Annotated in this window: 28 protein-coding genes and 1 pseudogene; 18 read left to right on the top strand and 11 right to left on the bottom strand. The window is 74.3% G+C overall.

All coding sequences use genetic code 11. The features are described from left to right. Window positions 1–7: 7 nt before the first annotated feature. The 5 genes from D7193_RS29520 to pheA all read left to right on the top strand — a co-directional run bounded on the left by D7193_RS29520 (window position 8) and on the right by pheA (window position 3,479). Window positions 8–748, top strand: coding sequence for a hypothetical protein (locus D7193_RS29520; RefSeq protein ID WP_120782924.1), 741 nt, complete (start codon window positions 8–10; stop codon window positions 746–748). Window positions 749–925: 177 nt separating this feature from the next. Then, window positions 926–1,384, top strand: coding sequence for a hypothetical protein (locus tag D7193_RS29515; RefSeq protein ID WP_120782923.1), 459 nt, complete (start codon window positions 926–928; stop codon window positions 1,382–1,384). A 72-nt stretch (window positions 1,385–1,456) separates the two neighbouring features. Next, complete coding sequence (locus D7193_RS29510; protein ID WP_120782922.1) at window positions 1,457–1,846, top strand: ACT domain-containing protein; 390 nt, start codon at window positions 1,457–1,459, stop codon at window positions 1,844–1,846. Window positions 1,847–1,981: 135 nt separating this feature from the next. Next, entirely contained in the window at window positions 1,982–2,512 is a 531-nt protein-coding gene (locus tag D7193_RS29505; RefSeq protein ID WP_377456416.1) for a hypothetical protein, read from the top strand. A 10-nt stretch (window positions 2,513–2,522) separates the two neighbouring features. Continuing rightward, window positions 2,523–3,479 (top strand): prephenate dehydratase, encoded by a 957-nt coding sequence (pheA, locus tag D7193_RS29500; protein WP_120783022.1) that lies wholly within the window; start codon window positions 2,523–2,525, stop codon window positions 3,477–3,479. Between the two features lie 45 nt (window positions 3,480–3,524). On the opposite strand, the gene D7193_RS29495 is transcribed toward pheA, so the two are convergent. The 3 genes from D7193_RS29495 to D7193_RS29485 all read right to left on the bottom strand — a co-directional run bounded on the left by D7193_RS29495 (window position 3,525) and on the right by D7193_RS29485 (window position 5,262). Next, complete coding sequence (locus D7193_RS29495; RefSeq protein ID WP_120782920.1) at window positions 3,525–4,247, bottom strand: AIM24 family protein; 723 nt, start codon at window positions 4,245–4,247, stop codon at window positions 3,525–3,527. 124 nt (window positions 4,248–4,371) lie between these two features. Then, on the bottom strand, window positions 4,372–4,719 hold the full coding sequence (locus D7193_RS29490; RefSeq protein ID WP_174242774.1) for a metallopeptidase family protein: 348 nt from the start codon (window positions 4,717–4,719) through the stop codon (window positions 4,372–4,374). 111 nt (window positions 4,720–4,830) lie between these two features. Beyond that, window positions 4,831–5,262: an OsmC family protein gene (locus tag D7193_RS29485; RefSeq protein ID WP_120782919.1), complete on the bottom strand. Its 432-nt coding sequence runs from the start codon at window positions 5,260–5,262 to the stop codon at window positions 4,831–4,833. A gap of 129 nt (window positions 5,263–5,391) precedes the next feature. Between D7193_RS29485 and D7193_RS29480 the strand changes: the two genes are divergently transcribed. Next, window positions 5,392–6,105, top strand: a complete 714-nt coding sequence (locus D7193_RS29480) for a hypothetical protein (RefSeq protein ID WP_120782918.1) — start codon at window positions 5,392–5,394, stop codon at window positions 6,103–6,105. Between the two features lie 9 nt (window positions 6,106–6,114). Here the strand turns inward: D7193_RS29480 and D7193_RS29475 are convergent, their stop codons facing one another. Then, entirely contained in the window at window positions 6,115–6,636 is a 522-nt protein-coding gene (locus D7193_RS29475) for a GNAT family N-acetyltransferase (protein ID WP_241563612.1), read from the bottom strand. A 200-nt stretch (window positions 6,637–6,836) separates the two neighbouring features. On the opposite strand from D7193_RS29475, the gene D7193_RS29470 reads away from it, so the two are divergent. Further along, complete coding sequence (locus D7193_RS29470) at window positions 6,837–7,658, top strand: HAD family hydrolase (RefSeq protein WP_120782916.1); 822 nt, start codon at window positions 6,837–6,839, stop codon at window positions 7,656–7,658. Further along, a pseudogene (locus D7193_RS29465) lies at window positions 7,658–8,474 on the top strand (HAD family hydrolase). Before D7193_RS29470 ends, D7193_RS29465 begins: the two are co-directional and overlap by 1 nt. A gap of 7 nt (window positions 8,475–8,481) precedes the next feature. On the opposite strand, the gene D7193_RS29460 reads toward D7193_RS29465, so the two are convergent. Beyond that, window positions 8,482–9,084: a bacterial proteasome activator family protein gene (locus tag D7193_RS29460; RefSeq protein WP_120782915.1), complete on the bottom strand. Its 603-nt coding sequence runs from the start codon at window positions 9,082–9,084 to the stop codon at window positions 8,482–8,484. A gap of 83 nt (window positions 9,085–9,167) precedes the next feature. On the opposite strand from D7193_RS29460, the gene D7193_RS29455 reads away from it, so the two are divergent. Continuing rightward, a complete protein-coding gene (locus D7193_RS29455; RefSeq protein ID WP_120782914.1) occupies window positions 9,168–9,995 on the top strand; it encodes an alpha/beta hydrolase family protein in 828 nt (275 codons plus the stop codon). Window positions 9,996–10,040: 45 nt separating this feature from the next. Beyond that, a complete protein-coding gene (locus D7193_RS29450) occupies window positions 10,041–11,231 on the top strand; it encodes an ABC transporter substrate-binding protein (protein ID WP_120782913.1) in 1,191 nt (396 codons plus the stop codon). 158 nt (window positions 11,232–11,389) lie between these two features. Here D7193_RS29450 and ddaH read toward each other — a convergent pair whose 3' ends face one another. Next, window positions 11,390–12,223: a dimethylargininase gene (gene ddaH / locus D7193_RS29445; RefSeq protein WP_338324147.1), complete on the bottom strand. Its 834-nt coding sequence runs from the start codon at window positions 12,221–12,223 to the stop codon at window positions 11,390–11,392. A gap of 59 nt (window positions 12,224–12,282) precedes the next feature. On the opposite strand from ddaH, the gene D7193_RS29440 reads away from it, so the two are divergent. Continuing rightward, window positions 12,283–12,741: an Lrp/AsnC family transcriptional regulator gene (locus tag D7193_RS29440; RefSeq protein ID WP_120782911.1), complete on the top strand. Its 459-nt coding sequence runs from the start codon at window positions 12,283–12,285 to the stop codon at window positions 12,739–12,741. 169 nt (window positions 12,742–12,910) lie between these two features. Further along, window positions 12,911–13,867 carry a zinc-binding dehydrogenase gene (locus tag D7193_RS29435; protein ID WP_120782910.1) on the top strand — a complete coding sequence of 319 codons (957 nt, stop codon included), beginning with the start codon at window positions 12,911–12,913 and terminating at the stop codon, window positions 13,865–13,867. Window positions 13,868–13,885: 18 nt separating this feature from the next. On the opposite strand, the gene D7193_RS29430 is transcribed toward D7193_RS29435, so the two are convergent. The 3 genes from D7193_RS29430 to mobA form a co-directional block, all read right to left on the bottom strand. Further along, window positions 13,886–15,001, bottom strand: coding sequence for a T3SS (YopN, CesT) and YbjN peptide-binding chaperone 1 (locus D7193_RS29430; RefSeq protein WP_120782909.1), 1,116 nt, complete (start codon window positions 14,999–15,001; stop codon window positions 13,886–13,888). A gap of 125 nt (window positions 15,002–15,126) precedes the next feature. After that, window positions 15,127–15,390, bottom strand: coding sequence for a DUF6457 domain-containing protein (locus tag D7193_RS29425; RefSeq protein WP_120782908.1), 264 nt, complete (start codon window positions 15,388–15,390; stop codon window positions 15,127–15,129). Next, the gene (gene mobA / locus D7193_RS29420) at window positions 15,387–15,989 is read right to left on the bottom strand and encodes a molybdenum cofactor guanylyltransferase (protein WP_120782907.1); all 603 of its coding nucleotides are present in this window, start codon (window positions 15,987–15,989) and stop codon (window positions 15,387–15,389) included. The genes D7193_RS29425 and mobA overlap by 4 nt, the downstream gene beginning before the upstream one ends. Window positions 15,990–16,040: 51 nt before the next feature. Between mobA and fdhD the strand changes: the two genes are divergently transcribed. Then, a complete protein-coding gene (gene fdhD, locus D7193_RS29415; RefSeq protein ID WP_120782906.1) occupies window positions 16,041–16,895 on the top strand; it encodes a formate dehydrogenase accessory sulfurtransferase FdhD in 855 nt (284 codons plus the stop codon). 16 nt (window positions 16,896–16,911) lie between these two features. Here the strand turns inward: fdhD and D7193_RS29410 are convergent, their stop codons facing one another. Together D7193_RS29410 and D7193_RS29405 are read right to left on the bottom strand one after the other, a co-directional pair. Further along, window positions 16,912–17,637: a GAP family protein gene (locus tag D7193_RS29410; RefSeq protein WP_120782905.1), complete on the bottom strand. Its 726-nt coding sequence runs from the start codon at window positions 17,635–17,637 to the stop codon at window positions 16,912–16,914. 114 nt (window positions 17,638–17,751) lie between these two features. Continuing rightward, the gene (locus tag D7193_RS29405; RefSeq protein ID WP_120782904.1) at window positions 17,752–18,798 is read right to left on the bottom strand and encodes a DUF4192 domain-containing protein; all 1,047 of its coding nucleotides are present in this window, start codon (window positions 18,796–18,798) and stop codon (window positions 17,752–17,754) included. A 217-nt stretch (window positions 18,799–19,015) separates the two neighbouring features. Here D7193_RS29405 and D7193_RS29400 point away from each other — a divergent pair, with 217 nt between their 5' ends. The 5 genes from D7193_RS29400 (at window position 19,016) to D7193_RS29380 (ending at window position 25,757) form a co-directional block, all read left to right on the top strand. After that, on the top strand, window positions 19,016–19,930 hold the full coding sequence (locus D7193_RS29400) for a fructosamine kinase family protein (protein WP_120782903.1): 915 nt from the start codon (window positions 19,016–19,018) through the stop codon (window positions 19,928–19,930). Further along, window positions 19,927–20,940, top strand: a complete 1,014-nt coding sequence (gene moaA, locus D7193_RS29395) for a GTP 3',8-cyclase MoaA (RefSeq protein ID WP_120782902.1) — start codon at window positions 19,927–19,929, stop codon at window positions 20,938–20,940. The genes D7193_RS29400 and moaA overlap by 4 nt, the downstream gene beginning before the upstream one ends. After that, window positions 20,937–21,218, top strand: a complete 282-nt coding sequence (locus tag D7193_RS29390; protein ID WP_120782901.1) for a MoaD/ThiS family protein — start codon at window positions 20,937–20,939, stop codon at window positions 21,216–21,218. The genes moaA and D7193_RS29390 overlap by 4 nt, the downstream gene beginning before the upstream one ends. An 11-nt stretch (window positions 21,219–21,229) precedes the next feature. Next, on the top strand, window positions 21,230–22,474 hold the full coding sequence (locus D7193_RS29385; protein ID WP_120782900.1) for a metallophosphoesterase: 1,245 nt from the start codon (window positions 21,230–21,232) through the stop codon (window positions 22,472–22,474). A gap of 88 nt (window positions 22,475–22,562) precedes the next feature. After that, complete coding sequence (locus tag D7193_RS29380) at window positions 22,563–25,757, top strand: UvrD-helicase domain-containing protein (RefSeq protein ID WP_120782899.1); 3,195 nt, start codon at window positions 22,563–22,565, stop codon at window positions 25,755–25,757. The last annotated feature ends 28 nt before the right edge of the window (window positions 25,758–25,785 follow it).

Raw genomic sequence — 25,785 nt, 5'->3', positions numbered from 1 at the left:
GGTCGCGATGACTGTCTTCCCCGCTCGACGAGCCGTACCCACCGCCCGGGCACTGCCGCCCGCCACGGTGCCACACCCACGGGTGGAGTCGCCGGGGGTTCTCGACCCGGCCCGTCCGACACCGTTGGAGTGGGCCCGTCGGCGGCGGGCGGAGCGCGGCGCGCGGCGTCTGGAGGCGGCGGGTGCCCGCGCCCTGGGCCAGCTCGACCATCTGGGGCCGGCCTGGCACGTCATCGAGTGGCCCCGCACCGACGCGGCCGACGTCCTGCTCGACCGGCCGCACGAGGAACGCGCCGGGTTCCTCGCCATCGGGCCGAGCGGCCTCTTCGCGGTCACCATCGCCGATCACGGCCGGGCCCGGGTGCTCGTCGCCGGCGACGTGGTGCAGATCAACGGCAAGCGCCCGCCGTACGTGGCCGAGGCCCGCCGCGACGCCAAGCGCGCGAGCAAGGCCCTCTCCGATGCGGTGGGCCTGCCGATCCCGGTGACGCCGGTGCTGACGTTCGTCGGCTCCGGCGTCATCAGCGTCTACGGCCTCCCCAAGGACTGCCTCATGGCCACCCACCGCGAACTGGACCGCCTGCTCGTGGCCGGTGGCAACCGGATCAGCCCGGCCACCGCCGAGAAGCTGTCCCGGGTGGCGCAGCACCCGAGCACCTGGCTGAACGGCACGTACCGTCCAGCGGCCGACTACCGGTGGTACGAGGACGGCCGAACGGCCGCTGACAAGCCGGCCAACCGCCGGTAACGTCATCGAGGGACGTCACGCGGTGCCGGTCGACGCCGGCACCGCGGCTCCGCGCCATCGCCGGCCGCCCGGTCCGGGCGCTGCCCGCGCGTCGCGGCCCGGCGGCTGCGGCGCGCTCGGCAACCATCCCGGTGACCGGCTAGCGTGGACAGTCCCTCGGTGCACATAGGAGGCGCGGTGGCCCACGTCGAACTCTCGCTATCGGAAGTGTTCGTACCGGCGGCGGGGGCCTCGACAGAACCCGACTCGGACAACTTCGGCCGGTGGTCCGCGACCGTCTCCGACGCCGACGAGCCGTGCCTGCTGATCGACGCCGACACCAACGTCGTGGCGATCTCCGCGGCCGGCTGCGACCTGCTCTGCCTCGGCGAGCCCGACGTCGTGATCGGGTTGCCCCTGCTCGACGGCGGGCTGCGCCTGCTCGACTTCACCGCCAACCGCCTCGAGCTGACCGAGCAGGAGATCGACAAGATCCCACCGCTGCTCGCGCTCTCGTCCGGCCGGCTGGCCCGCGGTCTGCTCCGGGTGCAGGCGGCGACCGAGGGAGCCCCCGTGACGACCGTGGACGCCGTGTCCACCCCGGTGGCCACCGACGGCGTCGTGGCCGGCTCGCTCACCTTCTTCTCGGCCGTCTGACCTGCGGCGGAGTGGCGTTCGCCGCACGCGGCGAAGCCGGGCGGACCCGGATCGAGGCCGTAGGGTGCCCTCATGCTCGATATCGCTCTGCTGCCGGGTGAGTACGCGGTGTGCCGGCTGGCCGCCGGCTCCGCCCTGCCGCCCGCGCTGTCGAGCGGGCTGGGTGCCGCCGAGGTGGTGACGGTGAGCTGGACGGCGGACGGCATCTCGGTGATCTGCCCGATGGAGCGGGCGCCCTCGCCGGCCGTGGTGGAGACCGCCTGGCGCTGCCTGCGGATGGCCGGCCCGGTCGGCGTGGCCGTCACCGGCACCCTCGCCGCGCTGGTGGACCCGCTGGCCGGCGCCCGGGTGAACGCGGTGGCCTTCTCCACCTTCGACACCGACTACCTGCTGGTCCCGGCCGTACGCCTCGGCGAGGCTACCGCCGCGCTGGAGCGCGCCGGGCACCGCGTCCTCGGTTGACCTTCACGGCCGCGGCGGTTCCTCCTACGATGGGGCACGGCCACCCGGCCGTACCGTCCCCGCTGCCCCCAGGATCGGCCCGTGCCGCCCACCCCGCCGCCCCGCCGCCCCGCCTCGTCGTCCTCCACCGGCCGGCTGCCGAGCCGACCCCGTACGCTGGCCGCGCTGGCCGCGCTGGCGTTGGTGACCGGCTGCGGTGCGCCACCCGCCCTGAGCCAGCCGGCCATCCCGACCGGCACGCCGTCCGCCCCTCCGGCCCCGACCTCGGTGCCCACACCTCCGGTGTCACCGGCCACCGGCCTGCCGTCCGCCCTCCCCGGCCTGACCTCGCCCTCGACCGATCCCGGGCTGGTGGCGGCCCCGTGCCGGAGCGGGCCGACCGGCCAGCGGATCATCGACCTGCTGCGCGGGCCCGCCGCGGTGCTCCCCGACGGCGTCCGGGTGCGGGTCACCACCGGGCCGCTCTGCGCCGCCGACTGGCAGTACACGGTGCTCGACGTGACCGGGCACGAGGAACTTCAGGTGGTCACCCGGGGCCGGTCGAGCGCACCGGAGCTGGTGACCGCCGGCACGGACGTCTGCACCGCCGAGGTGCGGGCGGTCGGTGCGCCCGGCATCCGGACCTTGGCCTGCGACGGCGGCACGGTGGGCATGACGGGTGCGTAGGCTGGTCGGCATGCCGGGAACTCCGCCGACGCGCTTCGTCTACCTCGGGCCCGAGGGCACCTTCGCCGAGCAGGCGCTGCGTACGCTGCCCGCCGCGGAACGCGGCGCCCGCACGCCCGCCCGCAGCGTCGGGGAGGCGCTGGAGAACGTACGGGCGGGAGACGCCGACGCGGCCCTCGTGCCGCTGGAGAACTCGATCGGCGGCGCCGTGGGGGTGACCCTCGACGAGTTGGCCGAGGGCGAGCCGCTGGTGATCACCCGCGAGGTGATCCTGCCCGTGGAGTTCGTGCTCGGCGCGCGTCCCGGCACCGATCCGTCCACGGTCGGCACGGTGGCGGCCCATCCGCAGGCCTCCACCCAGTGCCGGAACTGGCTGCGCACCCACCTGCCCGACGCGGCCGTGGTCGACGTGCTGTCCAACGGTGCCGCCGCGGCGGGGGCGGCGGCCGGCGAGTACGACGCCGCCATCTGCGCGCCGATCGGCGCCACCCGGCACCGGCTCGCGGTGCTCGCCGACAAGATCGCCGACCATCCGGACGCGGTGACCCGGTTCGCGCTGCTGTCCCGCCCCGGCCCGCCCCCGCCGCCCACCGGGGACGACGTCACCTCGCTGGCCGTCTACATCGCCCACGACCGCGTGGGCGCGCTGCTGTCGGTGCTCATGGAACTGGCCGTACGCGGGGTGAACCTCAGCCGGATCGAGTCCCGCCCCACCGGTGAGGCACTCGGCCGTTACGTCTTCTTCCTCGACTGCACGGGGCACGTGGCCGACGTGCGGCTCGGCGAGGCGCTGCAGGGGCTGCGCCGGGTGTGCGCCGACGTACGCTTCCTCGGCTCGTACCCCCGGCACCGCTGGACGGAGGCGGCGGGCGACCACCCGGTGCCGCCGCCGCCCGGCCTCTCCGACGTGGACTACGCCGACGCCGCGGCCTGGCTGGCCCGGCTGCGCGCCGGCGAGCTGAGCTGAGTCGGCACCCGGCCGGAACGGCTCCGGCCGGGTGACCCGCGATCCTCAGCTGAGCAGGCCGCCGAGCAGGCCGCCCTGCTGCTCCTGCGCGCCGCTGCCCATCACGGGCGGCTCCTCCGAGGGCTGCACCACTACGAAACCCTGGCCGGCGAAGCTCATCGTGAACGCCTCGCCGGTACGCCGGCCGAGCAGCGTGCCGAGGCCGAGCTGCTCGGCCCGGTGGTAGCCGGTCTGGAGGTTGGCCGACCAGCAGACGGCGGCCTGCGGGTCGACGTACGTGGGCTGGTCGACGTTGAGCACGACCGGGGTGCCCTTGGTGGTGATCGCGATCCGGCCGTGGCCGGTGAAGACGCAGTTGAAGAGGCCCGAGGAGGAGGCCATGCCGGCGCCGCCGACCATCCGGATGTCGTACTGGAGGGTGGAGTCGAACGCCAGCACGCTGGACCCGTTGATGGAGAGCGCGTCGCCCGGCTCCAGGTCGATGATGTGCACGTCCTTGGCCAGTTCGGCCAGGAAGACGTCGCCCTGGCCGGTGACCCTCATGAGCGGCACGCCCTCACCGGTGAGCTTCTGCTTGAGGAACTTGCCCAGCCCGCCGGAGCCGAGCGCCTGGAACTGCACGTTCCCCTGGTAGGCGACCATGGACCCGACCCGGGCCATCGCCTCGCCGTTCAGCTCGATCTTCAACATCTTGGAGTTCTGCAGCCGCATGCCGGGCTGGGCGGACTCCTTCTCCAGGTTCTCCGCGGAGAACAGCGCGCTGCGCATGGAAGTGCCTCCTGAGGTCGCGTTACCTGCCACGACGGTAGGCGACCCCCGCAACGAGGGGCCATCGGACGTGCGGCGCGGTGACCCGCGCGGATGGCGTACGGTGACGGGACGACCGGCTGGCTCAGGCCCAGCCCAGGGCGTGCAGCCGCTCGTCGTCGATGCCGAAGTGGTGGGCGATCTCGTGCACCACCGTGATCGCCACCTCGTCGACGACGTCGTCGTCGTTGTCGCAGATGCGCAGGATGGGGCGGCGGTAGATGAAGATCCGGTCCGGCAGCACGCCGGAGTAGTCCCAGCCCCGTTCCGTGAGGGCGTGGCCCTCGTAGAGGCCGAGCAGGTCCTCGTCGCCGGGCGGCGGGTCGTCCTCGACGAGGATCACCACGTTGTTCATGAGGCCGAGCAGTTCCTCGGGCACCTCGTCGAGGGCGTCGCCCACCAGCTCCTCGAAGCGCTCGCGGCTCATCTCCACCGGCACTCCGCCATTCTGCCCGACGTCACCGCGTTCCGACCCGTCCAAGATCCACCGCCACGGAAAGAGCGGCCCGACGGCCGCTCTTTCGTGGACGTGCGGCTCGGGGGGTCAGGACACGAGACGGGCGCTCAGGGTGATCTCGGCCCCCGGCGAGAGCAGCCGGGAGATGGGGCAGTTCGCCTTGGCGGCCTCGGCGAGCTTCTGGAACTCGCCCTCGTCGATGCCGGGCACCTCGCCGACGGTCTCGAGCTCGATCCGGGTGACGCTGAACCCGGCGTCGGTCTTGTCCAGGTGGACCTTGGCGGTGGTCTCCACCGAGGTGGCGGTGGAACCGGCGTCGGCGAGCGCCTTGGCGAAGGCCATCGAGAAGCAGCCGGCGTGCGCGGCGCCGATCAGCTCCTCGGGGTTGGTGCCCTCGCCCTCCTCGAAGCGCGACTTGAACGAGTAGTTCCCCTGGAGCCCGCCCTTGCCGGTGCGGACCGTGCCGGACCCCTCGGTGAGGTTGCCCTGCCAACGTGCGGAAGCGGTACGGATAGGCATGGACTGACGCTAGCCGAAAGCCGATCCGCCTGCGACGGGACTCCGCCGAGGCCGGCCTGCGATCCCCGTCACCGGGCGTCCCCTGTGCCATGATTCGAACGAGGCGCGTGAGTGGCGGAAGGACCCGCGATGTCCCGAGAGATCCCCATCCCACGGCAGGACGACCGGTCCGACGGCACATCTGTCGTCGAGTGGGGAGCCGTCGAGCCGGCGTCACCGACGCGCCCTCGCCGATCCCTCGCCGGCCTGGGCCGGGACCGCCGGCTCCCGCCGCTGCTCGCCGGCCTGGCCGCGGTGGCCGGCGTCGCCTCGCTGATCGGCGAGTGGGTGGTCATGACACTGCCCAACGGCGGCCCGGCGGGCGCCCAGATGAGAGTGCCGGCCGGGGTCTCCGAGATCGGCGGCCTCGGGGTCGGCTACCTGGTGGGCCTGCTCCTGCTGGCCTGCGTGGCGGCGCTCGCGCTGCGCGGCACCCCGGCCGTCCGGCAGAACGCCCGGGTGGCCGGGCTCACCCTGGCCGCGGCGCTGCTCGCCCTGCTCACGGCCACCGCGTTCGAACTGGACGACTCGGGCCACGGCACCCTCTACTACGCACCGGACGCGGGCTTCGGCGTCGAGTACGGCCGGGGCCTCGTGATGGCCTTCGTCACCTGCGTGCTGGCCGGCGCGGCCCTGTGGCTGGCCGCCGTCGCGAACCCGGTCGACGAGGACGCCCCGGCCGGGCCGCTGTTCCGCCGGCGTCGCCGCCCCCGCGAGGAGCCCGACGACGACGTGCCGCCCGCGCCGGCCGACCTGACCGTGCAGCCGACCGTCCCGTTCGCCCGCCCGGAGTCGCCGCTCTGAGCCACCGGCTCAGGGGCCGACCCAGCGTCGCTCGCCATCGACCAGCACGTCGGTGGCCCGCAGCCCGAGCCGCTCGGCGACCCGCGCCGAGGCGCGGTGGTCGGGGTGCACGTGCGCGATGAGCGCGGTGACGCCCTGCTGGTCGAGCCAGCCGATCATCCCGGCGGCGGCCTCGGCGGCGTACCCCCGGCCCTGCTCGGGCGAGATCACGACCCAGGCCAGTTCCGCGACCGGCCGTTCGCCGTCGAGCCGGACGGTGGCCTGCACGTAGCCGACCGCGTCCCCAGTCTCGCGGTGCCGCAGGATCCAGTTCAGCCAGCCCTCGGCGCCGTCCGGCGAGCGCCCGACGGACTGGCGCGCGTACCGGGACCGCAGCTCCTTCGGCGTCGCCGGGCGGCCGCCGACGAACTCGTGCAGGCGCTCGTCGCGCAGGAGCGGGGCCATCTCGTCCGCGTGCTCGACGCGCAGCGGCTCCAGCACCAACCGCTCGGTCTCGATCGGCTCCGCGACCGGCCAGTGACCCACCACCACGCCTCCAACCGTACGGTCGGACGGGGAAAAGCGGGCCGGGGACCCGACATCCCGGGGCCGCCACGGGTTGGCACCCGATTCGCCTGGAAGCCATGGTTGCGACCGGTTCGGCGAGGTACGGTTGCTGCCCGCCGTCACTCCGGGTCGACGATCGACCACTGAAACGGCTGGTTGCGACGGCGGCGGGCGAAGGAGGAACCATGACCCGCCCGGGACTGCCCAAGCTCATCGCCACCGACCTCGACGGGACGCTCGTCCGCAGCGACGACACGGTGTCCGCGTACACCCACGGGGTGCTCGACCGGGTGCGGGCCGCCGGGATCCCGGTGGTGGGCGCCACCGGTCGCGGCCCCCGGCTCACCGAGCTGACCCGCAACGACATCCGCGCGGCCGACTTCCTCGTGATGGCCGGCGGCGGGCGCGTGGTCGACCAGAGCGACCCCGCGGGGCCCGTGGTGCTCCGCGACGAGCGACTTCCCGGCGAGGTGCTGGCCCGGCTGCTGGCCGACCTGGAGGCCGAGGTCGGGCCGCTCACCGTGATGGTGGAGGCGTCGGACGAGCACGACGCCCCGCTCTGGGGCGACTACCACCCGAGCTGGCCGTACCAGGACCGGTTCGAGGCGCGCACCCGGGCGGAGTGCCTCTCCACCGACGTGATCAAGGCGTTCGCCCGGACCGCCGACCACCACGTGGACGAGCTGCTGGCGGTGGCCCGTCGGATCGTGCCGCCGGAGGTGGCCACGCTCACCCAGGCCGGGCTCGGGTTCGTCGAGATCTGCCCGCCCGGCGTGGACAAGGCCACCGGGCTGACCGTGGTGGCCCAGGCGCTCGGCGTCGACCCGGGGGACGTCCTGGTCTTCGGCGACCAGCCGAACGACCTGCCGATGTTCGCGTGGGCCGGCTGGTCCCGGGTGGCCGTCTCGAACGCCCACCCGGCCGTCCGGGCCGCCGCCGACGAGGTGACGCTGCGCAACGACGACGACGGGGTGGCGGTCTATCTGGACCGACTACTCTCCCGGTGATGGGAGAGACGCCACGCCTGGTCGCCACCGACATCGACGGGACGCTGATCCGCGACGACCGCACGGTCAGCCCGCGCACCGCCGAGGTGCTGGCCCGGGTCGCCGCGGGGGGCACGCCCGTCGTGCTGGTCACCGGCCGCCCGATCCGCTGGCTGAAGCTGGTGTACGACCAGCTCGCCGAGCCGCTGCCGGCGATCTGCGCGAACGGCGCGGTGGTGTACGACCCGTTCAACGACGAGGTGCTGCGGGCGGACCCGCTCGCGCCGCAACTGCTCGCCGAGGTGGCCCGTCGGCTGCGTGCCGAGGTGCCCGGGGTGACCTTCGCGGTGGAGATCACCGACAGCCGGCAGATGCGGCACGAGGCGCACTACCCGCTGCGCTGGGACGCCGACCACGACGCGATCCGCGTGGTGGACTCGCCGGAGGAGCTGCTGGCGATGCCGGCGGTGAAGCTGCTCGCCCGGGCCGGTGAACAGGACCCGGACGCCTTCGTCGAGCTGGTGGCCGCTGCGCTTGGCAACCTGGCCGAGGCCACCCACTCGTCGTACTCGGGGCTCGTGGAGATCTCCGCGGCCGGCGTGACCAAGGCGGCCGGGCTGGCCTGGTACTGCGCCCGGCTCGGGGTCGACGCCCGGGACGTGCTGGCCTTCGGCGACATGCCCAACGACGTGCCGATGCTGACCTGGGCCGGCCGGCCGGGCGGTGGCCGTGGCCAACGCGCACCACGCCGTCCTGGAGATCGCGCACGACGTGGCGCCCGCGAACTCCGAGGACGGCGTGGCCGCGTACCTGGAGAAGATCTTCGACGTGGCCTGAGCGGGGCTCAGAGGTACTGGCCGGTGCCGTGCCCCTCGCCGCCCTGCGGCTGCCCCATGCCCGGCATGCCGGGCACCACCCCGCCGGGACCGCTGGGCAGCGCCGCCCGGCCGGAGCGCATCTGCTCCAGCTGCACGCGGGCGGCCATCTGCTGGGCGACCAACGCGGCCTGGATGCCGTGGAACAGGCCCTCCAGCCAGCCGACGAGCTGTGCGTGGGCGATCCGCAGCTCGCCCTCGCTCGGCGCGCCCTCCTCGGTGAAGGGCAGCGAGATCCGCTCCAGCTCCTCGCGCAGCTCGGGGGCCAGGCCCTCCTTGAGCTCGACGATCGACCGCTCGTGGATCTCCCGCATCCGGTTACGGCTGGCGTCGTCGAGCGGTGCGGCCTTGACCTCCTCCAGCAGCTGTTTGATCATGCTGCCGATCCGCATCACCTTGGCGGGCTGCTCGACCAGGCGGGTCGGGTCCTCCCCCTGCCCCTCGTCGGTCTGCACCGTGCCGACCGGCCGGCCGTCCGGCCCGACCACCACCACGGTTCCCGAGTGACCGGTGCCCTCGTGGCCCGGCTCGTCATTCTGTCCAGCGGAGCGCGCTTCGGTCATGGGATCCATCTTTACCCAGCGCCCCCCGCCGACGCTCGCCGGGACCGGCTCCCCGGCGGGAACCACCCGCCGGAGCGCGCTACCGTCGCGCCATGCCCGCCGATCCGCGCGACGTCCTCACCCGGCCCGCCCCGGAACCCGCGCACACGGTCGCGTACGGCGACCACCCGGACCAGGTCGCCGACCTGCGGGAGCCGGCCGGCGAGGGTCCCGCCCGGCCGCTGGTCGTGGTGGTGCACGGCGGCTTCTGGCGGGCCGAGTACGACCGGCGGCACACCGGACCCCTGGCCGCCGCCCTGGCCGCGCTCGGTCACCCGGTGGCGCAGCTGGAGTACCGGCGGACCGGCCAGCCGGGCGGCGGTTGGCCGAACACCCTCACCGACACCCTGACCGGCGTGACGGAGCTGCCCAGGCTGGCCGCCGCCGCGATGCCGGGCCGGGTCGCCCCGGTCGCGCCGATCCTCGTCGGTCACTCGGCCGGCGGCCACCTCGCGCTCTACGTGGCGGCCACCGCACCCGCGGCGGTCGGCGGCGTACTGGCGCTCGCGCCGGTGGCGGATCTCGTCGAGGCGTACCGCAGGGACCTGGACGGCGGTGCGGTGGCCGCGCTGCTCGGGGGCGGGCCGGAGGAGTTCCCGGAGCGCTACGCGGCCGCGGATCCACGGATGCTGGTACCGATACGGCCACGCACCGTAGTCATCCATGGTGGGCTGGACCACCAGGTGCACCCCGGGATCAGCCGGGACTTCGTGGCGTCGGCCCGGGCTACGGGTTCCGATATCACCCTTGTTGAGCTGAATGAATGCGAGCATTTCGGGCTCATCGACCCCGAGTCGGCCGCCTGGCCCGCGGTGGTGGAAGCGTTGCAATCCCTACACGATGATCACCATCCGATTGACGCAGCGTCGCCGAGCAGGTAGAACGCCGAAGGGGCGAGCCGCCCTGCATCTTCCTGGAAGGACTCGGTGTCGCAGATGAACCGCAGGCGGGCGCTCCAACTTCTGGCCGCGCTCGGTACGACCAGCCTCGTCGCGGCGTGCGGCAACGACACCGACGGCGAGACGGGCGCAGCCAAGAGCCCGATCAAGATCGGCCTCATCACCCCGCAGGCGGGTGGTTTCAAGACCATCGGCGACGAGATCGCCAACGGCTTCCAGCTCTTCCTCGACCTGCACGAGCAGCGGCTGGGCGGCCACCCGGTGACGCTGATCACCGCCGACGAGGGCGAGAGCGCCAAGACCGGCAAGGCCGCGGTCGACGAGCTGCTGCGTCAGGGTGTGCTCGCGCTGACCGGCGTCGTCAACTCGGCCGTCATGCTCGGCATCAGGGACACCGTCGAGCAGGCCCGCGTACCGCTGATCGGCTCGAACGCGTCGCCGAGCACCCTCCAGAGCGTGGTCTACATCTGGCGGACGTCGTACGTGCTCGACGAGGCGGGCCGGGCGCTCGGCGGCTACTTGCGCGACAAGCTCTCCTCGAAGAGCCGCGTCGCGATCATCATGCCGGAGAACGTCGGCGCCCCGGACGTGGTGCGCGGCTTCCGGCAGGAGTTCGGCGCCTCCGACCCCCGCATCGCCGACCCGGTCGTCTGGACCAGCGCCGCCACCAACCCCGGCAAGACCGCGTTCACGGCGGACATCCGCACGGCGCTGAACCGGCGGCCGAGCGCCGTCTTCTGCTTCTTCGCGGGCGAGGCGGGCGTCGAGTTCATCAAGCAGCTGCGCAACGAGGGCTACCGGGGGCCGGTCTACGCCCCGGGCTTCCTCACCGAGGGCACCGCGCTGGACAGCATGCGCAACGACGCCGCCAACATCCAGACCGCGCTGAACTACTCCGCCGACCTGAACAACGCGGCGAACCGGGTCTTCGCGTCGGCGTACCGGAAGAAGCACAACACCTCGCCCACCACGTACGCCATGGCCTCGTACGACGCGGCGCAGGTGCTGCACCAGGCGATCGAGCTGGCCGGCGAGGACCCGAAGCCGCAGGAGGTCAACCTGGCGCTCGGCAAGCTCGGGCAGATCGACAGCCCGCGCGGCATCTGGCAGTTCAACCAGCCGCGTACGCCGCAGCAGAAGTGGTACCTGCGCCAGGTGCAGCGCGACGGCCAGGTGATGTCGAACGTCGTGGTCACCGAGCTGGCCACCCTGGGCTGATCCGGCCATACCCGGACGCGACAAGGGGCCGGTCTCCCGAGCGGGAGACCGGCCCCTTTCGCGTGGCGCCGGAGCGGGTCAATGCCGGTCGGCGCCGCACCCCGATGGGCGCCTGTCGGCGCCGCAGCCCGGTGGGCGCCGGTCGGCGCCGGCGCGGGTCAGTGCCGCAGCTCGGCGATGCAGCACTTCACGCTGCCGCCGCCCTTCTTCAGCTCGGCCAGCTCGACCGGCACCGGCCGGTAGCCGGCGGCCTTCAGCTTCTCGGCGAGCCCCGTGGCCTCGCTGTTGAGCACCACGTTCCGCCCGTCGCTCACGAGGTTCAGGCCGAACGCGATGGCGTCGGCGTCGTCCGCGATCACGGCGTCCGGGAAGAGTTGGGCGAGCACCCGCTGGCTGGCCGCCGAGAAGGCGCCCGGGAAGTACACGATGTTCGCGTCGTCGATCGCCGCGAGCGCCACGTCCAGGTGGTAGAAGCGGGGGTCGACGAGGCGCAGCGACACCACGGGCCGGCCGAGCGCCTCCTGCGCCTCGGCGTGCGCCGGCAGCTCCGTACGGAACCCGTGCCCGGCGAGGATCAGCCCGCCGTGCGCCTCCGGCACGTACGCGAAGTCGCCCTCGCCCTCGTTGGTCTCGCTCGGCGCGATGAACCGCCAGCCCTGCGCCTCGTAGAAGGCCCGGTGCGCGGCGGCCTCAGCGGTCCGCTGCTCGTGCTTGAACTGCGCGCCGTAGACGGTGCCGTCCACCACGAAGGCCCCGTTGGCGGCGTACACCATGTCGGGCAGACCCCGCTCCGGGGTGAGCAGGTGCACCTCGTGGCCGAGGTTGACGAGGGTCTCCCGCAGCCGATCCCACTGCTTCACTGCCAACTCCGGGTCGACCGGCGTGGCCACGTCCATCCACGGGTTGATCGCGTACTCGACCGCGAAGTGCTCCGGTGAGCACATGAGATATGTCCGCTTTCGCGGCACTCGCTGCTGGTTCACGGTGACCAAGGGTAGGTACCGTAGAACTTTGGTAACAGCCACAACCATTGCTTCCCAGAGGCGGAACGTTGCAGATAGACGCCGTTGACCAGCGGATCATTGCGTTGCTCGTCGCCGACGCTCGAGCGTCGTACGCCGACATCGGCACCCGGGTGTCACTGTCCGCCCCGGCCGTCAAGCGACGGGTCGACCGGCTCCGCGCCGCGGGGGTCATCCGGGGATTCACCGCCGTCGTCGACCCGGCCGCCGTGGGGTGGACGACCGAGGCGTTCGTCGAGCTGTTCTGCGCCGGCCGCACCACGCCCGCGCAGATCGGCGCGGCGGCCCGGCGACACCCGGAGGTGGTGGGCGCGTACACCGTCTCCGGGGAGGCGGACGCGCTCGTCCACCTGCGGGCCGCCGACATCGCCCACCTCGAGGCGGCGTTGGAGCGGCTGCGGGCCGAGACCTTCGTGACCTCGACCCGCAGCACGATCGTGCTCTCCCGCCTGGTCGAGTCCCCCGGCGTAGGCCCGTCCTCGCCCTGACGCCGGCCATGCCCCCGCGATCTTGCAGTTTGTGCCCCTGAGATGCGTCGTTCGCACCTTTTGCCGGGGCCGAAACTGCAAGATCGCGGGGGTGTCGGGGCCGCGGCTTGACTTCATGTTGGGTTCAGGGTGTTGGCTCTCTCCCTGAGTCGGGTTTTGGGGAGGGATTGTGCGGGCTGTCTGGATACGGGGGTTCGGCGGGCCGGAGGTGCTCGTGCCGGAGGCGGCGCCGGATCCGGTGGCCGGGCCGGGCCAGGTGCTCATCGACGTGGCGCACGCCAACATCACCTTCGTGGAGACCCAGTTCCGGGCCGGCCGGTCCGGGCCGTTCGGGGGCACCCCACCGCTGATCCCCGGCAACGGGGTGGGCGGCGTCGTCACGGCGGTGGGCGAGGGCGTCGACCCGGCGCTGATCGGCCGGCGCGTGGTGAGTGGCACGGGGGGCTCCGGGGCGTACGCGGAACGGGTCGCCGTGGACGCGGCCACGCCGATCGAGGTCCCCGACGGGCTGGCGCTCGACACCGCCGTGGCGCTGCTGGCCGACGGGCGCACCGCGACCATGCTCGTCGACGTGGCGGGCGTCCGCCCGGGCGAGCGCGTCCTGGTCGAGGCGGCCGCCGGCGGGGTGGGAAGTCTGCTGGTGCAGCTCGCCGCGGCGGCGGGCGCCCGGGTGGTGGGGCTCGCGGGAGGCGACCGGAAGGTGTCGCTGCTGTCCGGGCTCGGCGCGGCCGTGGCGGTCGACTACCGCCGCCCGGGCTGGGCCGACCGGGTCCGGGACGCCACCGGCGGCGTCGACGTCGTGTTCGACGGCGTCGGCGGTGAGATCGGCCGGACAGCCTTCACGCTGCTCGACCGTGGTGGGCGCATGGTGAGCTTCGGGCTGGCCAGCGGCGAGTGGGCCGCGATCCCGGCCGAGGACGCCGCGGCCCGGGGCGTCACGCTGGTCCGGCCCGACGTGCCGCCCGCGCGGCTGCGCGCGTACGCCGAACGGGCGCTCGCGGAGGCGGCGGCCGGGCGGCTGCGCCCGCTGATCGGCCAGCGGTTCCCGCTGGAGCGGGCCGCCGACGCGCACGCGGCGATCGAGTCCCGGGCCACGGTGGGCAAGACGCTGCTCGACGTCCGCTGACCCGCGCCCGGACCCCGGTCAGAGGTACATGCCGGTGCGGTGCTCACCCTCGTCGCGGCGCACCGGCTTGTCGCCCTCGCCGAAGAACCGCTTGCCGCCGAACTCGCCGTGCAGCCGGTCGTCCAGCTCGTCGGCGAGCCCGGTCATGACCTGCACGGCCAGCATGAGGTGCGTCGGCTGGAAGTTGCGGCCGAAGACCGGGATGGACGCCCACACCGTGTCGTCGGCGCAGTAGAGGCGACCGATCGGCATCCGGTTCGTCAGCTCGGAGAGCTTCACGTAGAGCCGCTCCGTCGGCTGGACCTCGGTGAGCACCGGAGAGAACACGTCGACCAGGGGCGGATTGTCCCGGACCCGGACGAAGACCATGGCGGAGCCGGCCCGGATGTTGATGTCGCCGTCCGAGTCCACCTGGAGGCGGTCCGAGTCGGACCTCAGCATCGTGGAGACGACGGTGCGTACCCGCTCCTCCAGCGCCAGCACGTCGCTCTGCTCGGACTGCGTGGCGACGGCCTCGACGAGCGCCTCGTCCAGGTCGGCGGCGACATCGCGGCCGGCGCCGAACTCGCTGCGCGCGGTGCCCAGCGGCTCGCCCGGCAGCGGCTCCCCCTCGGCGTCGTGGATCAGGTAGACGAGGAACGCGGGATGCGGCGCGCCGTAGACGTCGCGCAGCGTACGGGAGAGCAGCGCGGCGATCCGCGGGGCCGCGGCGGTCGTGCCGTCCAGGCCGAAGTACTCGCCGGAGCCCTCGATCACGCCCGGCGGCGACCAGCCCAGGGCGATCATGTCCGCGACCGCCATCCGGTCGAGCCGGTAGCCGTCGGGCAGGCCGGCGTTGCCGACCGCGCGGGCCGAGAGCGCACCCTCCTCACCGACGTCGACCCCGATCGAGTAGACGGCGTCGCCGGTGCCGGAGGCGGTCGGGTCGAGGGTCAGCTCGACGTGCGCGCCGGCGGGGAGCGCTGGCAACCGTTCGGCGAGGGCCCGCGCGAACTCCTGCCACGCCTGGGTCACCTTCGCCCGCAGGTCCGCCGTGCTCGGCTCGTCGAGCAGGATCGACTCCAGGTGGTCGGGGTGGGCCGGGGCGGCGCCGGGCGGTTCGCCGGGCGGCGCCGAGGGGTGGTCTGCCGTCATGATCGCCTCCGTCCGTCACGGTCACCCTACCCACGCGGAGCGGAGGCCGAATCAGCCCCGACCGTGATCGGACAACGCCGTACCGCGGATCGGTCAGTCGGCCGCAAATCCCCTGGTGGCAGCCCTCACGAGGTCGGGTCGGGGCGGTCGGCGCCCAGCTCGGCGGGCCAGTTCGCGGCGAGGGCGCCCAGCCGTGCCGCGGCGGCCGCCGGGTCCGCGCCACGGCCCACGGCCACCCCGAGGAGGTACGCGGACACCGGCGCGCCCGGCCGGAGGACCTGGTGGGCGACGTCCTTCGCCAGCCCCAGCACGGCCGGCACCGGCACCTCCGCCGGGTCGAGGCCCAGCTCGGCGCACGCGGCCGTGACCCAGTCGTCCATCACCGTCATCGTGACCACTCCTCCGCCCGGCGTACGTCCTGGTCAGTGTCGCAGTCGAACCACGGCGGCGGACCCCCGCCGGCCCAGGCCACCTCGCGCACGCGCAGCCCGTCGAGCAGGGCACGCACCGGGGCGCCCGCAAGTGAACCTCCCCGTGCCACGGCGACCCGGTCCAGCGCGGACCGGAGCGCGTCCGCCCGCCACACCCCGCAGAGCGTCTGCCGGCGGCCGTCGGCGTCCACGTAACAGGTCCCGTCGACGCCCTCCGACCCGGCCAGCTCGCGGCGCAGCACGGCGACCGCGTCCCCGGTCAGCAGCGGCAGGTCGGCCGCGAGCAGGGCGACCACGGTCGTGGCGGGGTCGAGCAGCGCGAGCCCGGCCGCCGCGGCGGCCACCGGGCCGCCTCCGGGCGGGTCCTCCCGGGTGACGCGTACGCCCGGCGGGGTCGCGTCGGCCGGCCCGACCAGGATCCGCGGCTCGGCGTCGGCGACCGCGGCCAGGACCCGGTCGCGCATCGGGCGGCCGCCGACCGGCACGGCGGGCTTGTCCACCCCGCCCATCCGCCGGGCCGCGCCGCCCGCGAGCACCACCGCCGCGTACGTACCCACCCGGCCACGGTAGCCGTGCGGACGCCCGGCCGCTGGGTGCAGGATGGCGGGGTGGGACGGGCAGCTGACCGACGTGGCGTACTCCGGATCGATCTCGACGCGACCGACGGCCGCACCTCGGTGCGACGGCCGGACACCCTCGCGGTGGAGGAGCCGCTGGAGATCCGCGTGGGCCGGGCCGGGCCGGGGCGGCGCTCCCCGCTCGCGGTGACCATGCGGACCCCTGGCGACGACCTCGACCTCGCCATCGGGTTCCTGCTGACCGAGGGGCTGATCCGGTCGACCGACGACGTGCACACCGCCCAGCTCTGCGCCGGGGCGGAGACACCCAACACGTACAACGTGGTGGACGTGGTGCTCGCGCCCGGCGTGCCGGAACCGACGACCGACCCGGCCCGCAACTTCTACACCACCAGCTCCTGCGGCGTGTGCGGCAAGGCCAGCATCGACGCGGTCCGTACGCGGTCGCTCTTTCCCGTGGCCGACGACCCGGTCGCCGTGCCGGCGACCGTGCTGGCCGCGCTGCCCGACCGGCTACGCGCGGCGCAACGCGGCTTCGACCGCACCGGCGGCCTGCACGCGGCAGGCCTGTTCACGGCCGACGGGGAGCTGGTCGTGCTGCGCGAGGACGTGGGACGGCACAACGCCGTCGACAAGGTGATCGGCTGGGCGGTACGCGAGCGGCGGCTACCGCTGGCCGGTCATGTGCTGATGGTCTCCGGCCGGGCCAGCTTCGAGCTGACCCAGAAGGCGTGGATGGCCGGGATGCCGCTGCTGGCGGCGGTCTCGGCGCCGAGCAGCCTCGCCGTCGACCTCGCCGAGGAGGCCGGCATGACGCTCGTCGGCTTCCTGCGCGGCCGGACCATGAACGTGTACGCCGGCCCGCAGCGGGTGCTCACGAGCTGACCCGGCGGGCCGGCCGTCACCAGTTGAACAGGTCGATCTCGACGGCGCCGCCCAGCAGGCCGAGGCGGTAGGCGGCGTCGCGGGCGATCAGGAAGCCGGCGATCCCGAGGACCCAGCCCAGCGCTCCGCCCGCCTTCTGCGTGATCCACCTGTTGAGCCGCCCGAGCAGCCGCTCGATGGGCGCGGGAAAGGCCAGCCTGGCGCCCAGTAGCAGCAGCGCCGGCACCACCATGACCACGCAGTAGCCGGCCAGAACGGCCACCACGGCCGGGCCGCTGAGATCGGCCGTCGACACCAGGGTCACCGCGCCGAGGTACGGCAGCATGGTCGCCACCTCGGCCAGCGCGGCGAGCAACGCCAGCCCGACCAGCCAGCGGGCCGAGGCGTCACCGGAGGTGGCCCGATCCCGCCAGCGCAGCACCCCACCGGAACGGCGCTGCCGCTTGCCGTCGTAGCGGAAGCTGAGCACGAAGAGGCCCACTCCGAGCGCGAGCTGCGCCCAGAGCACCGGCCGGTGGTCCAGTGCCCCGCCCAGCGCCTCGGCCAGCCGCGTGCCGCCCCAGACGAGCAGCAGCCCGACACCGAGGTAGAAGCCGGCGATCGTGCCGAGGTAGGTGAGGATCCGCCCCACGCGGATCGGGCCCGGCGTCAGCAGCAGCCAGACCGGGATGAAGAGCGTGCCGATGCTGGTGCTGTCGATCAGCGCCAGACCGGCGAGCGTCAGCAGGAGACCGACGGTCATCGGATCACCGAGGGGAGAGGCAGCACCTGCCGATCGTCGCGCCGCCGCGGGCCGGGCGAGTCGGCCACGGGAACGAACACCGCCTACATCCTTCGACGGACCGGAACCCGTCGGCTATCCCCTCGCACGGCGCCGCCGTCGGCGGGGGCGGACCACGCCGGGCGGCCCGACCGCCGGCCAGCCGTCCAGCTCCGACGGTGGCACGCCTCGGCGGAGCAGGTCGTCCAGGAGGAGAGCCAGCGGGTAGTCGGGGTGCTCGGCGAGCGCCCGCTCCAGCGCGACCGCCGCCAGCGCGCCCTCCCCCAACCGCCAGGCGGCGAACGCCAGCAGGCTGGCCGGTGCGGCCGTCAGCTCCGGCTCGGCCCGGCGCAGCACGTCGGCCCAGAGGGCGACGTCCCGGTCCCGCCCGTCGGTGCGCTCCCAGGCGTGGTCCCGCACCGGCAGGTGGGTCAGGAGCAGGGTCAGCCAGGCCACCTCATCGTCGCCCAGGCGCTCACCCCGGCGCTGGCGGCGCAGCGCGTCGCGCACCGCCGCCACCCCGGCGGCGTGCAACGACCGCCCGCCCGGCCGATCGCCGGCGGATTCGGCCTCCACGAGGCGCACCAGCCGCCGCTCGGCCTCGTCGGTCGCCCGCCGCATGGCCGCGCGGGCCGGCCCGTCCACCGGTGCGACCCGGGCGGCCAGGGCGGCCCGGTCGGGGAGCGCGACCTGCCCGGCGAGGACCGCGGACGCGGTGACCTGGCTGGTGCCGGGGTCGTACGGCCGGCCGTCGGGCGGGCAGCAGACCGGCTCGGCGCACAGGTAGGACCACCAGCGGCCGTCGGTGACCCGGAGCGCGTCCAGCACCGTGAGCCCGAGTTCGCCGAGCGCCGCACGGACCGCGTCCACGGTGGGCGTCACCCTTGCCGCGGGCCCGTACCCGACCACGGTGGCGGAGTCGACGCGCTGGCGCCGGACGACCCCGGCGAGGTGCCGGGCCGGGTGGGCCGGATCGTCGGGCGCGGCGGGCAGGTCGGCCCGGGCGGCGAAGACGATGCGCCGGCCGCGCAACGCCACCACGACCACGCTGTCAGCGGGGTGGAAGCCGAGCAGGTACGGCACGGCGGCGAGCAGGTCGGCGGGTGAGCGGACGGCGAGCCGGGGGCGGTCGGTCGAGGTCATGCGGGCAGCGTGCGACCGGATGGCCCGGCGCGGCTGCCCCTGTGGACGACACGCTCGTCGTCCACAGGCACGCAGCGTAGTTTCCCTGGTCACGCGCTCGCACCGGGTCGACGGCACCGCCGGCCTCCGGACCGCGACGCCCACCGGGAGCCGCCGACCCCCACCGTGTCGCGCTCCGACGGCGGCCGGTGTCGGCGCCACGGGTTACGGTGCGCTGATGGACCTCGCGTACCTGCGGGCGCACCCGGCGCAGCTGCCGACCTTCCTGACCCATCAGCGGATCCGGGAGACCCCGGTCTCCGGCGGTGACATCTGCGCCGCCTCCCGACTCACCCTGGACGACGGCCACTCTGTCTTCACCAAGAGCTGGCCGGAACACGCCCGCCGCCCGGTGCCCGAGGGCTTCTTCGGGGCCGAGGCCGCCGGGCTGCGCTGGCTGCGCGAGGCGGGCGCGGTTCCCGTACCCGAGGTGATCGTGGCGCTGCCCGACCTGCTCGCCCTCGACTGGGTTGAGCCCGGTGAGCCGAGCCCCGAGGCGGCCGAGCGCTTCGGCCGGGAGCTGGCCAACCTGCACCGGGCCGGCGCGCCGTCCTTCGGGGCGGAGTGGCCCGGCTACATCGGGGCACTTCCGCAGGACAACACGCCCGACGGGGGCGGTTGGGCGCGGTGGTTCGCCCAACGACGTCTCGTCCCCTACCTCCGCCGTTCCGTCGACGGCGGCGCGCTGACCGGCGCCGAGGCGGCACTGGTCGAGAAGGTCATCGACCGCGTCGGCGAGTTCGGCGGGGACGAGCCGCCGGCGCGCGTGCACGGCGACCTGTGGCCGGGCAACGTGCTGTGGGGCGCCGACGGTCGGGTCTGGCTGGTCGACCCGGCCGCGCACGGCGGGCACCGGGAGACCGACCTCGCCCAGCTCGCGCTCTTCGGCGGCGCGCCGTTCCTGGACCGGATCCTCGCCGCCTATCAGGAGGTCTGGCCGCTGGGCGACGGCTGGCGGGAACGCGTGCCGCTGCACCAGCTGCACCTCCTGCTGGTGCACACCGCGCTGTTCGGGGCCACCTACCGCGATGCGGTCAACCGCGCCGCCCGAGCCGCCCTCGCGGGCCTCGGTCGCGCTACGGTCGACAGGTGAGCGTCGCCCGCCCGACCGACGGCGTCCTCGTCGACCGGTACGGCCGGATCGCCCGGGACCTCCGCGTGTCGTTGACCGACAAGTGCAACCTGCGCTGCACGTACTGCATGCCGGCCGAGGGGCTGCCCTGGCTGGCCGGGCCCGAGCTGCTCACGGACGACGAGGTCGTACGCCTGATCCGCGTCGCGGTGCAGCGGCTCGGCGTGACCGAGGTGCGCTTCACCGGCGGTGAGCCGCTGATCCGGCCCGGGCTGACCGGCATCGTGGCCGCCGTGGCGGCGCTCGACCCGCGTCCCACGATCTCGCTGACCACGAATGGCATCGGCCTCGACCGGCTCGCGCCGGCGCTGCGTGCCGCGGGCCTCGACCGGGTGAACGTCTCGCTCGACACGCTGGACCCGGACCGCTTCGTCCGGCTGACCCGCCGTCCCCGGCTCGACGCCGTGCTCGCCGGCCTGGCCGGCGCCGCGGCGGCCGGCCTCAGCCCGGTGAAGGTGAACAGCGTCCTCATGCGCGGGATCAACGACGACGAGGCCCCGGCGCTGGTCCGCTTCGCCGTGGCGCACGGCTACGAGCTGCGGTTCATCGAGCAGATGCCGCTGGACGCGCAGCACGGCTGGAACCGCACCGACATGGTCACGGCCGACGAGATCCTCGCGTCGCTGCGCCGCGCGTTCGACCTGCGTGCCGACCCGGCCGAGCGCGGCTCGGCGCCCGCCGAGACCTGGCTGGTCGACGGCGGCCCGGCCCGGGTCGGCGTGATCGGCAGCGTGACCCGCCCGTTCTGCGGCGACTGCGACCGCACCCGGCTGACCGCCGACGGCCAGGTCCGCGCCTGCCTCTTCGCCACCGAGGAGTCCGACCTGCGCGGCGCGCTGCGCACCGGCGTGGACGACGACGGTCTGGCCGAGCGGTGGCGCAGCGCGATGTGGGGCAAGCGGGCGGGCCACGGCATCGACGACCCCACCTTCCTGCAGCCCACCCGGCCCATGTCCGCCATCGGAGGGTGACCGTGACCGACCCGACGCCGCGGGCCACCGCGGCACCGCTCACCGTGCGCTATTTCGCGGGTGCCCGGGCCGCCGCCGGCCGCAGCGAGGAGGTCCTACCCGCCGGCCGCTCGCTCGACGACCTCACGACCGAGCTGGTCGGCCGGCACGGCGACCGTCTCGCCGCCGTGTTGCGGGTGGCGAGTTTTCTCGTGGACGGTGTGACCTGTCATGATCGTCAGGCACCGCTGCCCGCCGGGGTGACCGTCGATGTCCTGCCTCCGTTCGCGGGCGGCTGAGGGAGGCGTACGTGCTGTCGGCTCTGGCGTTCGTGGGCACCATCGCCCTGGTCATCGGCCTGGTCCACCTGTACCTGTGGAAACGGCTGGTCCGCGACACCACCCGACCGGGTCGCACACGGCGGATCGGCGGCCTGGTGGCCCTCGTGCTCGCGCTGCTCGTACCCGCCACGTTCGCCGGTACGCGGGCCGAGCTGCACTGGCTCGCCTGGCCCGGTTACCTCTGGCTCGCGCTGATGTTCTACCTGCTCGTGGTGCTCGTCGTGCTGGAGCTGCCGATGCTGGCGGCCCGGCTGGCGCTGCGTCGCCAGGCCGTGTCCGCCGAGTCCACCGCCGCCGCGCCGGAGCCGGCGCTGGTCGGCGCGTCCGGGCCGGCCGATCCACCGGCCGCCGAGGCGGTGGCAGGTCCCGACCACGACGCGTCCCGCCGGCTGCTTCTCGCCCGCGGCGCCGCCATCTTCGCGGGGCTCACCGCCGCCGGGGTCACCGGCTACGGGGTCCGCACCGCCCTCGGCCCGCCGCAGCTGGACCGGGTACGCATCCCGCTGGCGAGGCTGCCCCGGAGCATGGACGGGTTGCGCATCGCCACCGCCTCCGACATCCACCTGGGGCCGCTGCTGGGCCGGGCGCACACGGAACGGATCGTGGCCGCCATCAACCGGCTCGACGCCGATCTCGTCGCGGTGGTCGGCGACCTCGTCGACGGCACGGTCGCCGAACTGGGGGGAGCCGCGGCACCCCTACGCGACCTCCGTTCCCGCCACGGCAGCTTCTTCGTCACCGGCAACCACGAGTACTACTCGGGGGTGGAGGAGTGGGTGCAGGAGGTGGACCGCCTCGGCCTGCGCGTACTCCAGAACCAGCGGGTCGAGATCGCCGCGCGGGGCGGCGTGTTGGACCTGGCCGGCGTCAACGACCTGTCGGGCAACGGGACCGGCATCGCCGCCGGGCCGGACTACCGGGCGGCGCTCGGCGACCGGGACCCGTCCCGCCCGGTGGTGCTGCTCGCCCACCAGCCGGTCGCCGCCGTGGAGGCGGCCAGGTACGACGTGGACCTGCAACTGTCCGGGCACACCCACGGCGGCCAGATGGTGCCGTTCAACCTGGCGGTCCGGCTCGAACAGCCGATCGTCGCGGGGCTGGGCGAGGTGGACGGCACGAAGGTGTACGTGACCAACGGCGCCGGCTTCTGGGGTCCACCGGTCCGGGTGGGCGCGAACCCGCAGATCAGCCTCGTCGAACTCCGCAGCGCCTGACCGCCACCGGCCGCCGCGCTCGGATTGCGCGGGTCACGTGTGTGCGTGGCGGCGGGCGGGCGCCGGGCCGCGCGTGACAGGATGCGGCGTGCCTCCGTTCAGCGCCGCACCCCCCGGTGGCCTCCCGCCGTTCGTGGCGGACCTGCACATCCACTCGAAGTACTCGCGCGCCTGCAGCCGCGACCTCACCCTGCCGAACCTCGGCTGGTGGGCCCGGCGCAAGGGCATCGGCCTGCTCGGGACCGGCGACTTCACCCACCCGGCCTGGTACGACCACCTGCGCGAGACCCTGCACCCGGCCGAGCCGGGCCTGTACCGGCTCAGCCCGGAGGCGGAGCGGGACATCGCCCGGCGGCTACCGCCCCGGCTGGCCAGCGAGGCGGAGAGCGACCCGGTCCGGTTCCTGCTCAGCGTGGAGATCTCCACGATCTACAAGCGGGACGACCGGACCCGCAAGGTGCACCACCTCGTCTACCTGCCGGACCTGGACGCCGTGGCCCGGTTCAACGCCGCGCTCGGCCGCATCGGCAACCTCGGCTCCGACGGCCGTCCGATCCTCGGTCTGGACTCGCGCGACCTGTTGGAGATCACTCTCGAGGCGAGCCCGGACGGCTACCTGGTGCCCGCGCACATCTGGACGCCCTGGTTCTCGGCGCTCGGCTCGAAGTCCGGCTTCGACGCCATCGCCGACTGCTACGCCGACCTGGCCGGGCACATCTTCGCCGTGGAGACCGGGCTCTCCTCCGATCCGGAGATGAACTGGCGTGTCGGCAGCCTGGACGCGTACCGGCTGGTGTCCAACTCGGACGCGCACTCCCCGCCCGCGCTGGCCCGGGAGGCCACCGTCTTCGCCACCGCCCGCGACTACTTCGCGGTACGGGACGCGCTGCGCACGGGTGACGGGCTCGCCGGGACCATCGAGTTCTTCCCCGAGGAGGGGAAGTACCACGCGGACGGCCACCGGCTCTGCGGGGTCAACTGGGCCCCGGAGCGCACCCGCGAGGCCGGCGGGCGCTGCCCCGAGTGCGGCAAGCCGTTGACCGTGGGCGTGCTGAGCCGGGTCGAGGAGCTGGCCGACCGGCCGGTGGGGCACCGGCCGGACCATGCTCGGGAGGTGACCCACCTCGTACCGCTCGCCGAGATCCTCGGCGAGATCAACGGCGTGGGCGCCCGGTCCAAGCGGGTCGACGGCAAGCTCAACGAGCTGCTCGCCGCGCTCGGCCCCGAGCTGGAGATCCTCACCCGTACGCCACTTGACGAGATCACCCGCGTGGGCGGCGACCTGCTCGCCGAGGGCATCGGCCGCTTGCGCCGGGGCGAGGTGCGCCGCGTGCCGGGCTACGACGGCGAGTACGGCGTCATCACCCTCTTCGACCCGGCCGAGCTGCGCGGGACGTCGGCCGGTGGGCAGGCGGAGACGCTGTTCGACGTACCCGTGCCGGCGCAGCGCACGCCAGCGGAGCCCGCGCCGAAGCAACGGACCCGGCGCCCGGCGGCGGCCAAGGCCGAGCCGAAGCGCAGGACTCCGCCACCGCCTCCGCCGCCGATCGCCCCGCCGCCCTCGCCGCACGAGCCGTTCGAGCCGATGCTCGCCGGCATGGAGGAGGTGGGCACCGGGCTGCTGGACCGGCTGGACGCCATGCAGCGGGTGGCGGCCTCCGCGCCGGGCGGCCCGCTGCTCATCGTGGCGGGGCCGGGCACCGGCAAGACCCGGACGCTGACCCACCGGATCGCTTACCTCTGCGCCGAGCTGAACGTGTTCCCGGAGCACTGTCTGGCGATCACGTTCACGCGCCGGGCGGCCGAGGAGCTGCGGCACCGGCTCGACGGCCTGCTCGGCCCGGTGGCCGAGGACATCACGGTCGGCACGTTCCACTCGCTGGGGCTGACCATCCTCCGGGAGAACGCGGCGGCTGCCGGGCTGCCGGAGGAGTTCCGGATCGCCGACGACGCCGACCGTGCCGCCGCCCGCACCGAGGCCGGCGACGACCCGACCGCCTACACGGCACTGCTGCGCAAGCAAGGCCTCGTCGACCTGGACGAGCTGCTCACCCTGCCGGTGGCGCTGCTGTCCGAGGACCGGGCGCTGGTCGAGCGCTACCGGGACCGCTGGCGGTGGATCTTCGTCGACGAGTACCAGGACGTCGACGCCGTGCAGTACGACCTGCTGCGCCTGCTGAGCCCGCCGGACGGCAACCTCTGCGCGATCGGTGACCCGGATCAGGCCATCTACTCGTTCCGGGGCGCCGACGTCGGCTACTTCCTGCGCTTCTCCCAGGACTTCACCGACGCGCGGCTCGTGCGGCTGAACCGCAACTACCGCTCCTCGGCCCCGATCCTGGCCGCCGCCGTGCAGGCGATCGCGCCGTCGTCGCTCGTGCGCGGCCGCCGGCTCGACCCGGCCCGGCTCGACCCGGAGGCCCCGCTGGTCGGCCGGTACCCCGCGGCGTCCGTCGCCGACGAGGCCGATTTCGTGGTACGCACCATCGACGACCTGGTCGGCGGCCTCTCCCACCGGTCGCTGGACTCGGGCCGGATCGACGGCCGGTCGACGGCGCTCTCGTTCGGCGACATCGCGGTGCTCTACCGCACCGACGCGCAGGCGGCACCGATCGTGGACGCGCTCGCCCGGGCCAACATCCCGGTGCAGAAGCGCTCGCACGACCGGCTGCGGGACCGCCCCGGGGTGGCCGCCATCGCGCGGGAGCTGCGGCACGCCGGTGGGCTGGAGGGTGGCCTGGCCGCGCGGGTGCGGCTCGCCGGCCAGGTGGTGGCCGAACGCTTCGCCACACCCACGCTCGACGGCGGCGGCGCGGTGCGGCCCGAGGACGTACGGGTCGCCGTGGACCTGCTCACCCCGCTCGCCCGCCGCTGTGGCGACGACCTGGAGCTGTTCCTGTCCCAGTTGGCCACCGGCGCCGAGGTGGACGCGCTCGACCCGCGGGCCGAGGCGGTCACCCTGCTCACCCTGCACGCCGCGAAGGGGCTGGAGTTCCCCGTCGTCTTCCTGGTCGGCGTCGAGGACGGGCTGTTGCCGCTGCGCTGGCCCGGCTCGACGCCGGACGAGGACGCGGTCGCCGAGGAGCGGCGGCTCTTCTTCGTGGGGCTCACGCGGGCGCAGGACCGGCTCTACGTGAGCCACGCCGCCCGGCGTACGCGACAGGGGGCGGAACGGGAGTGCACCCCGTCGCCGTTCCTGGACGCCATCGACGCGGGCCTGTTCGAGCGCTTCGGCGAGGCCGAGCCCCGCCGCCCCCGGGACCGTCAGCTCCGGCTGCTCTGAGCCGGACCGCCTGCTCCGGGCCGGGCGC

This window comes from Micromonospora costi, assembly GCF_003626655.1.
Lineage (GTDB): Bacteria > Actinomycetota > Actinomycetes > Mycobacteriales > Micromonosporaceae > Micromonospora > Micromonospora costi.
Note: the sequence above shows the minus strand (reverse complement) of the source record. Positions and strands in the feature narration are given on the sequence as shown.

Coding starts and splice junctions, on each gene's coding strand:
- D7193_RS29520 (WP_120782924.1), top strand. CDS start 8: ATGACTGTCTTCCCCGCTCGACGAGCCGTACCCACCGCCCGGGCACTG.
- D7193_RS29510 (WP_120782922.1), top strand. CDS start 1,457: ATGCTCGATATCGCTCTGCTGCCGGGTGAGTACGCGGTGTGCCGGCTG.
- pheA (WP_120783022.1), top strand. CDS start 2,523: ATGCCGGGAACTCCGCCGACGCGCTTCGTCTACCTCGGGCCCGAGGGC.
- D7193_RS29495 (WP_120782920.1), bottom strand. CDS start 4,247: ATGCGCAGCGCGCTGTTCTCCGCGGAGAACCTGGAGAAGGAGTCCGCC.
- D7193_RS29485 (WP_120782919.1), bottom strand. CDS start 5,262: ATGCCTATCCGTACCGCTTCCGCACGTTGGCAGGGCAACCTCACCGAG.
- D7193_RS29480 (WP_120782918.1), top strand. CDS start 5,392: ATGTCCCGAGAGATCCCCATCCCACGGCAGGACGACCGGTCCGACGGC.
- D7193_RS29470 (WP_120782916.1), top strand. CDS start 6,837: ATGACCCGCCCGGGACTGCCCAAGCTCATCGCCACCGACCTCGACGGG.
- D7193_RS29460 (WP_120782915.1), bottom strand. CDS start 9,084: ATGGATCCCATGACCGAAGCGCGCTCCGCTGGACAGAATGACGAGCCG.
- D7193_RS29455 (WP_120782914.1), top strand. CDS start 9,168: ATGCCCGCCGATCCGCGCGACGTCCTCACCCGGCCCGCCCCGGAACCC.
- D7193_RS29430 (WP_120782909.1), bottom strand. CDS start 15,001: ATGACGGCAGACCACCCCTCGGCGCCGCCCGGCGAACCGCCCGGCGCC.
- D7193_RS29425 (WP_120782908.1), bottom strand. CDS start 15,390: ATGACGGTGATGGACGACTGGGTCACGGCCGCGTGCGCCGAGCTGGGC.
- D7193_RS29410 (WP_120782905.1), bottom strand. CDS start 17,637: ATGACCGTCGGTCTCCTGCTGACGCTCGCCGGTCTGGCGCTGATCGAC.
- D7193_RS29405 (WP_120782904.1), bottom strand. CDS start 18,798: ATGACCTCGACCGACCGCCCCCGGCTCGCCGTCCGCTCACCCGCCGAC.
- D7193_RS29400 (WP_120782903.1), top strand. CDS start 19,016: ATGGACCTCGCGTACCTGCGGGCGCACCCGGCGCAGCTGCCGACCTTC.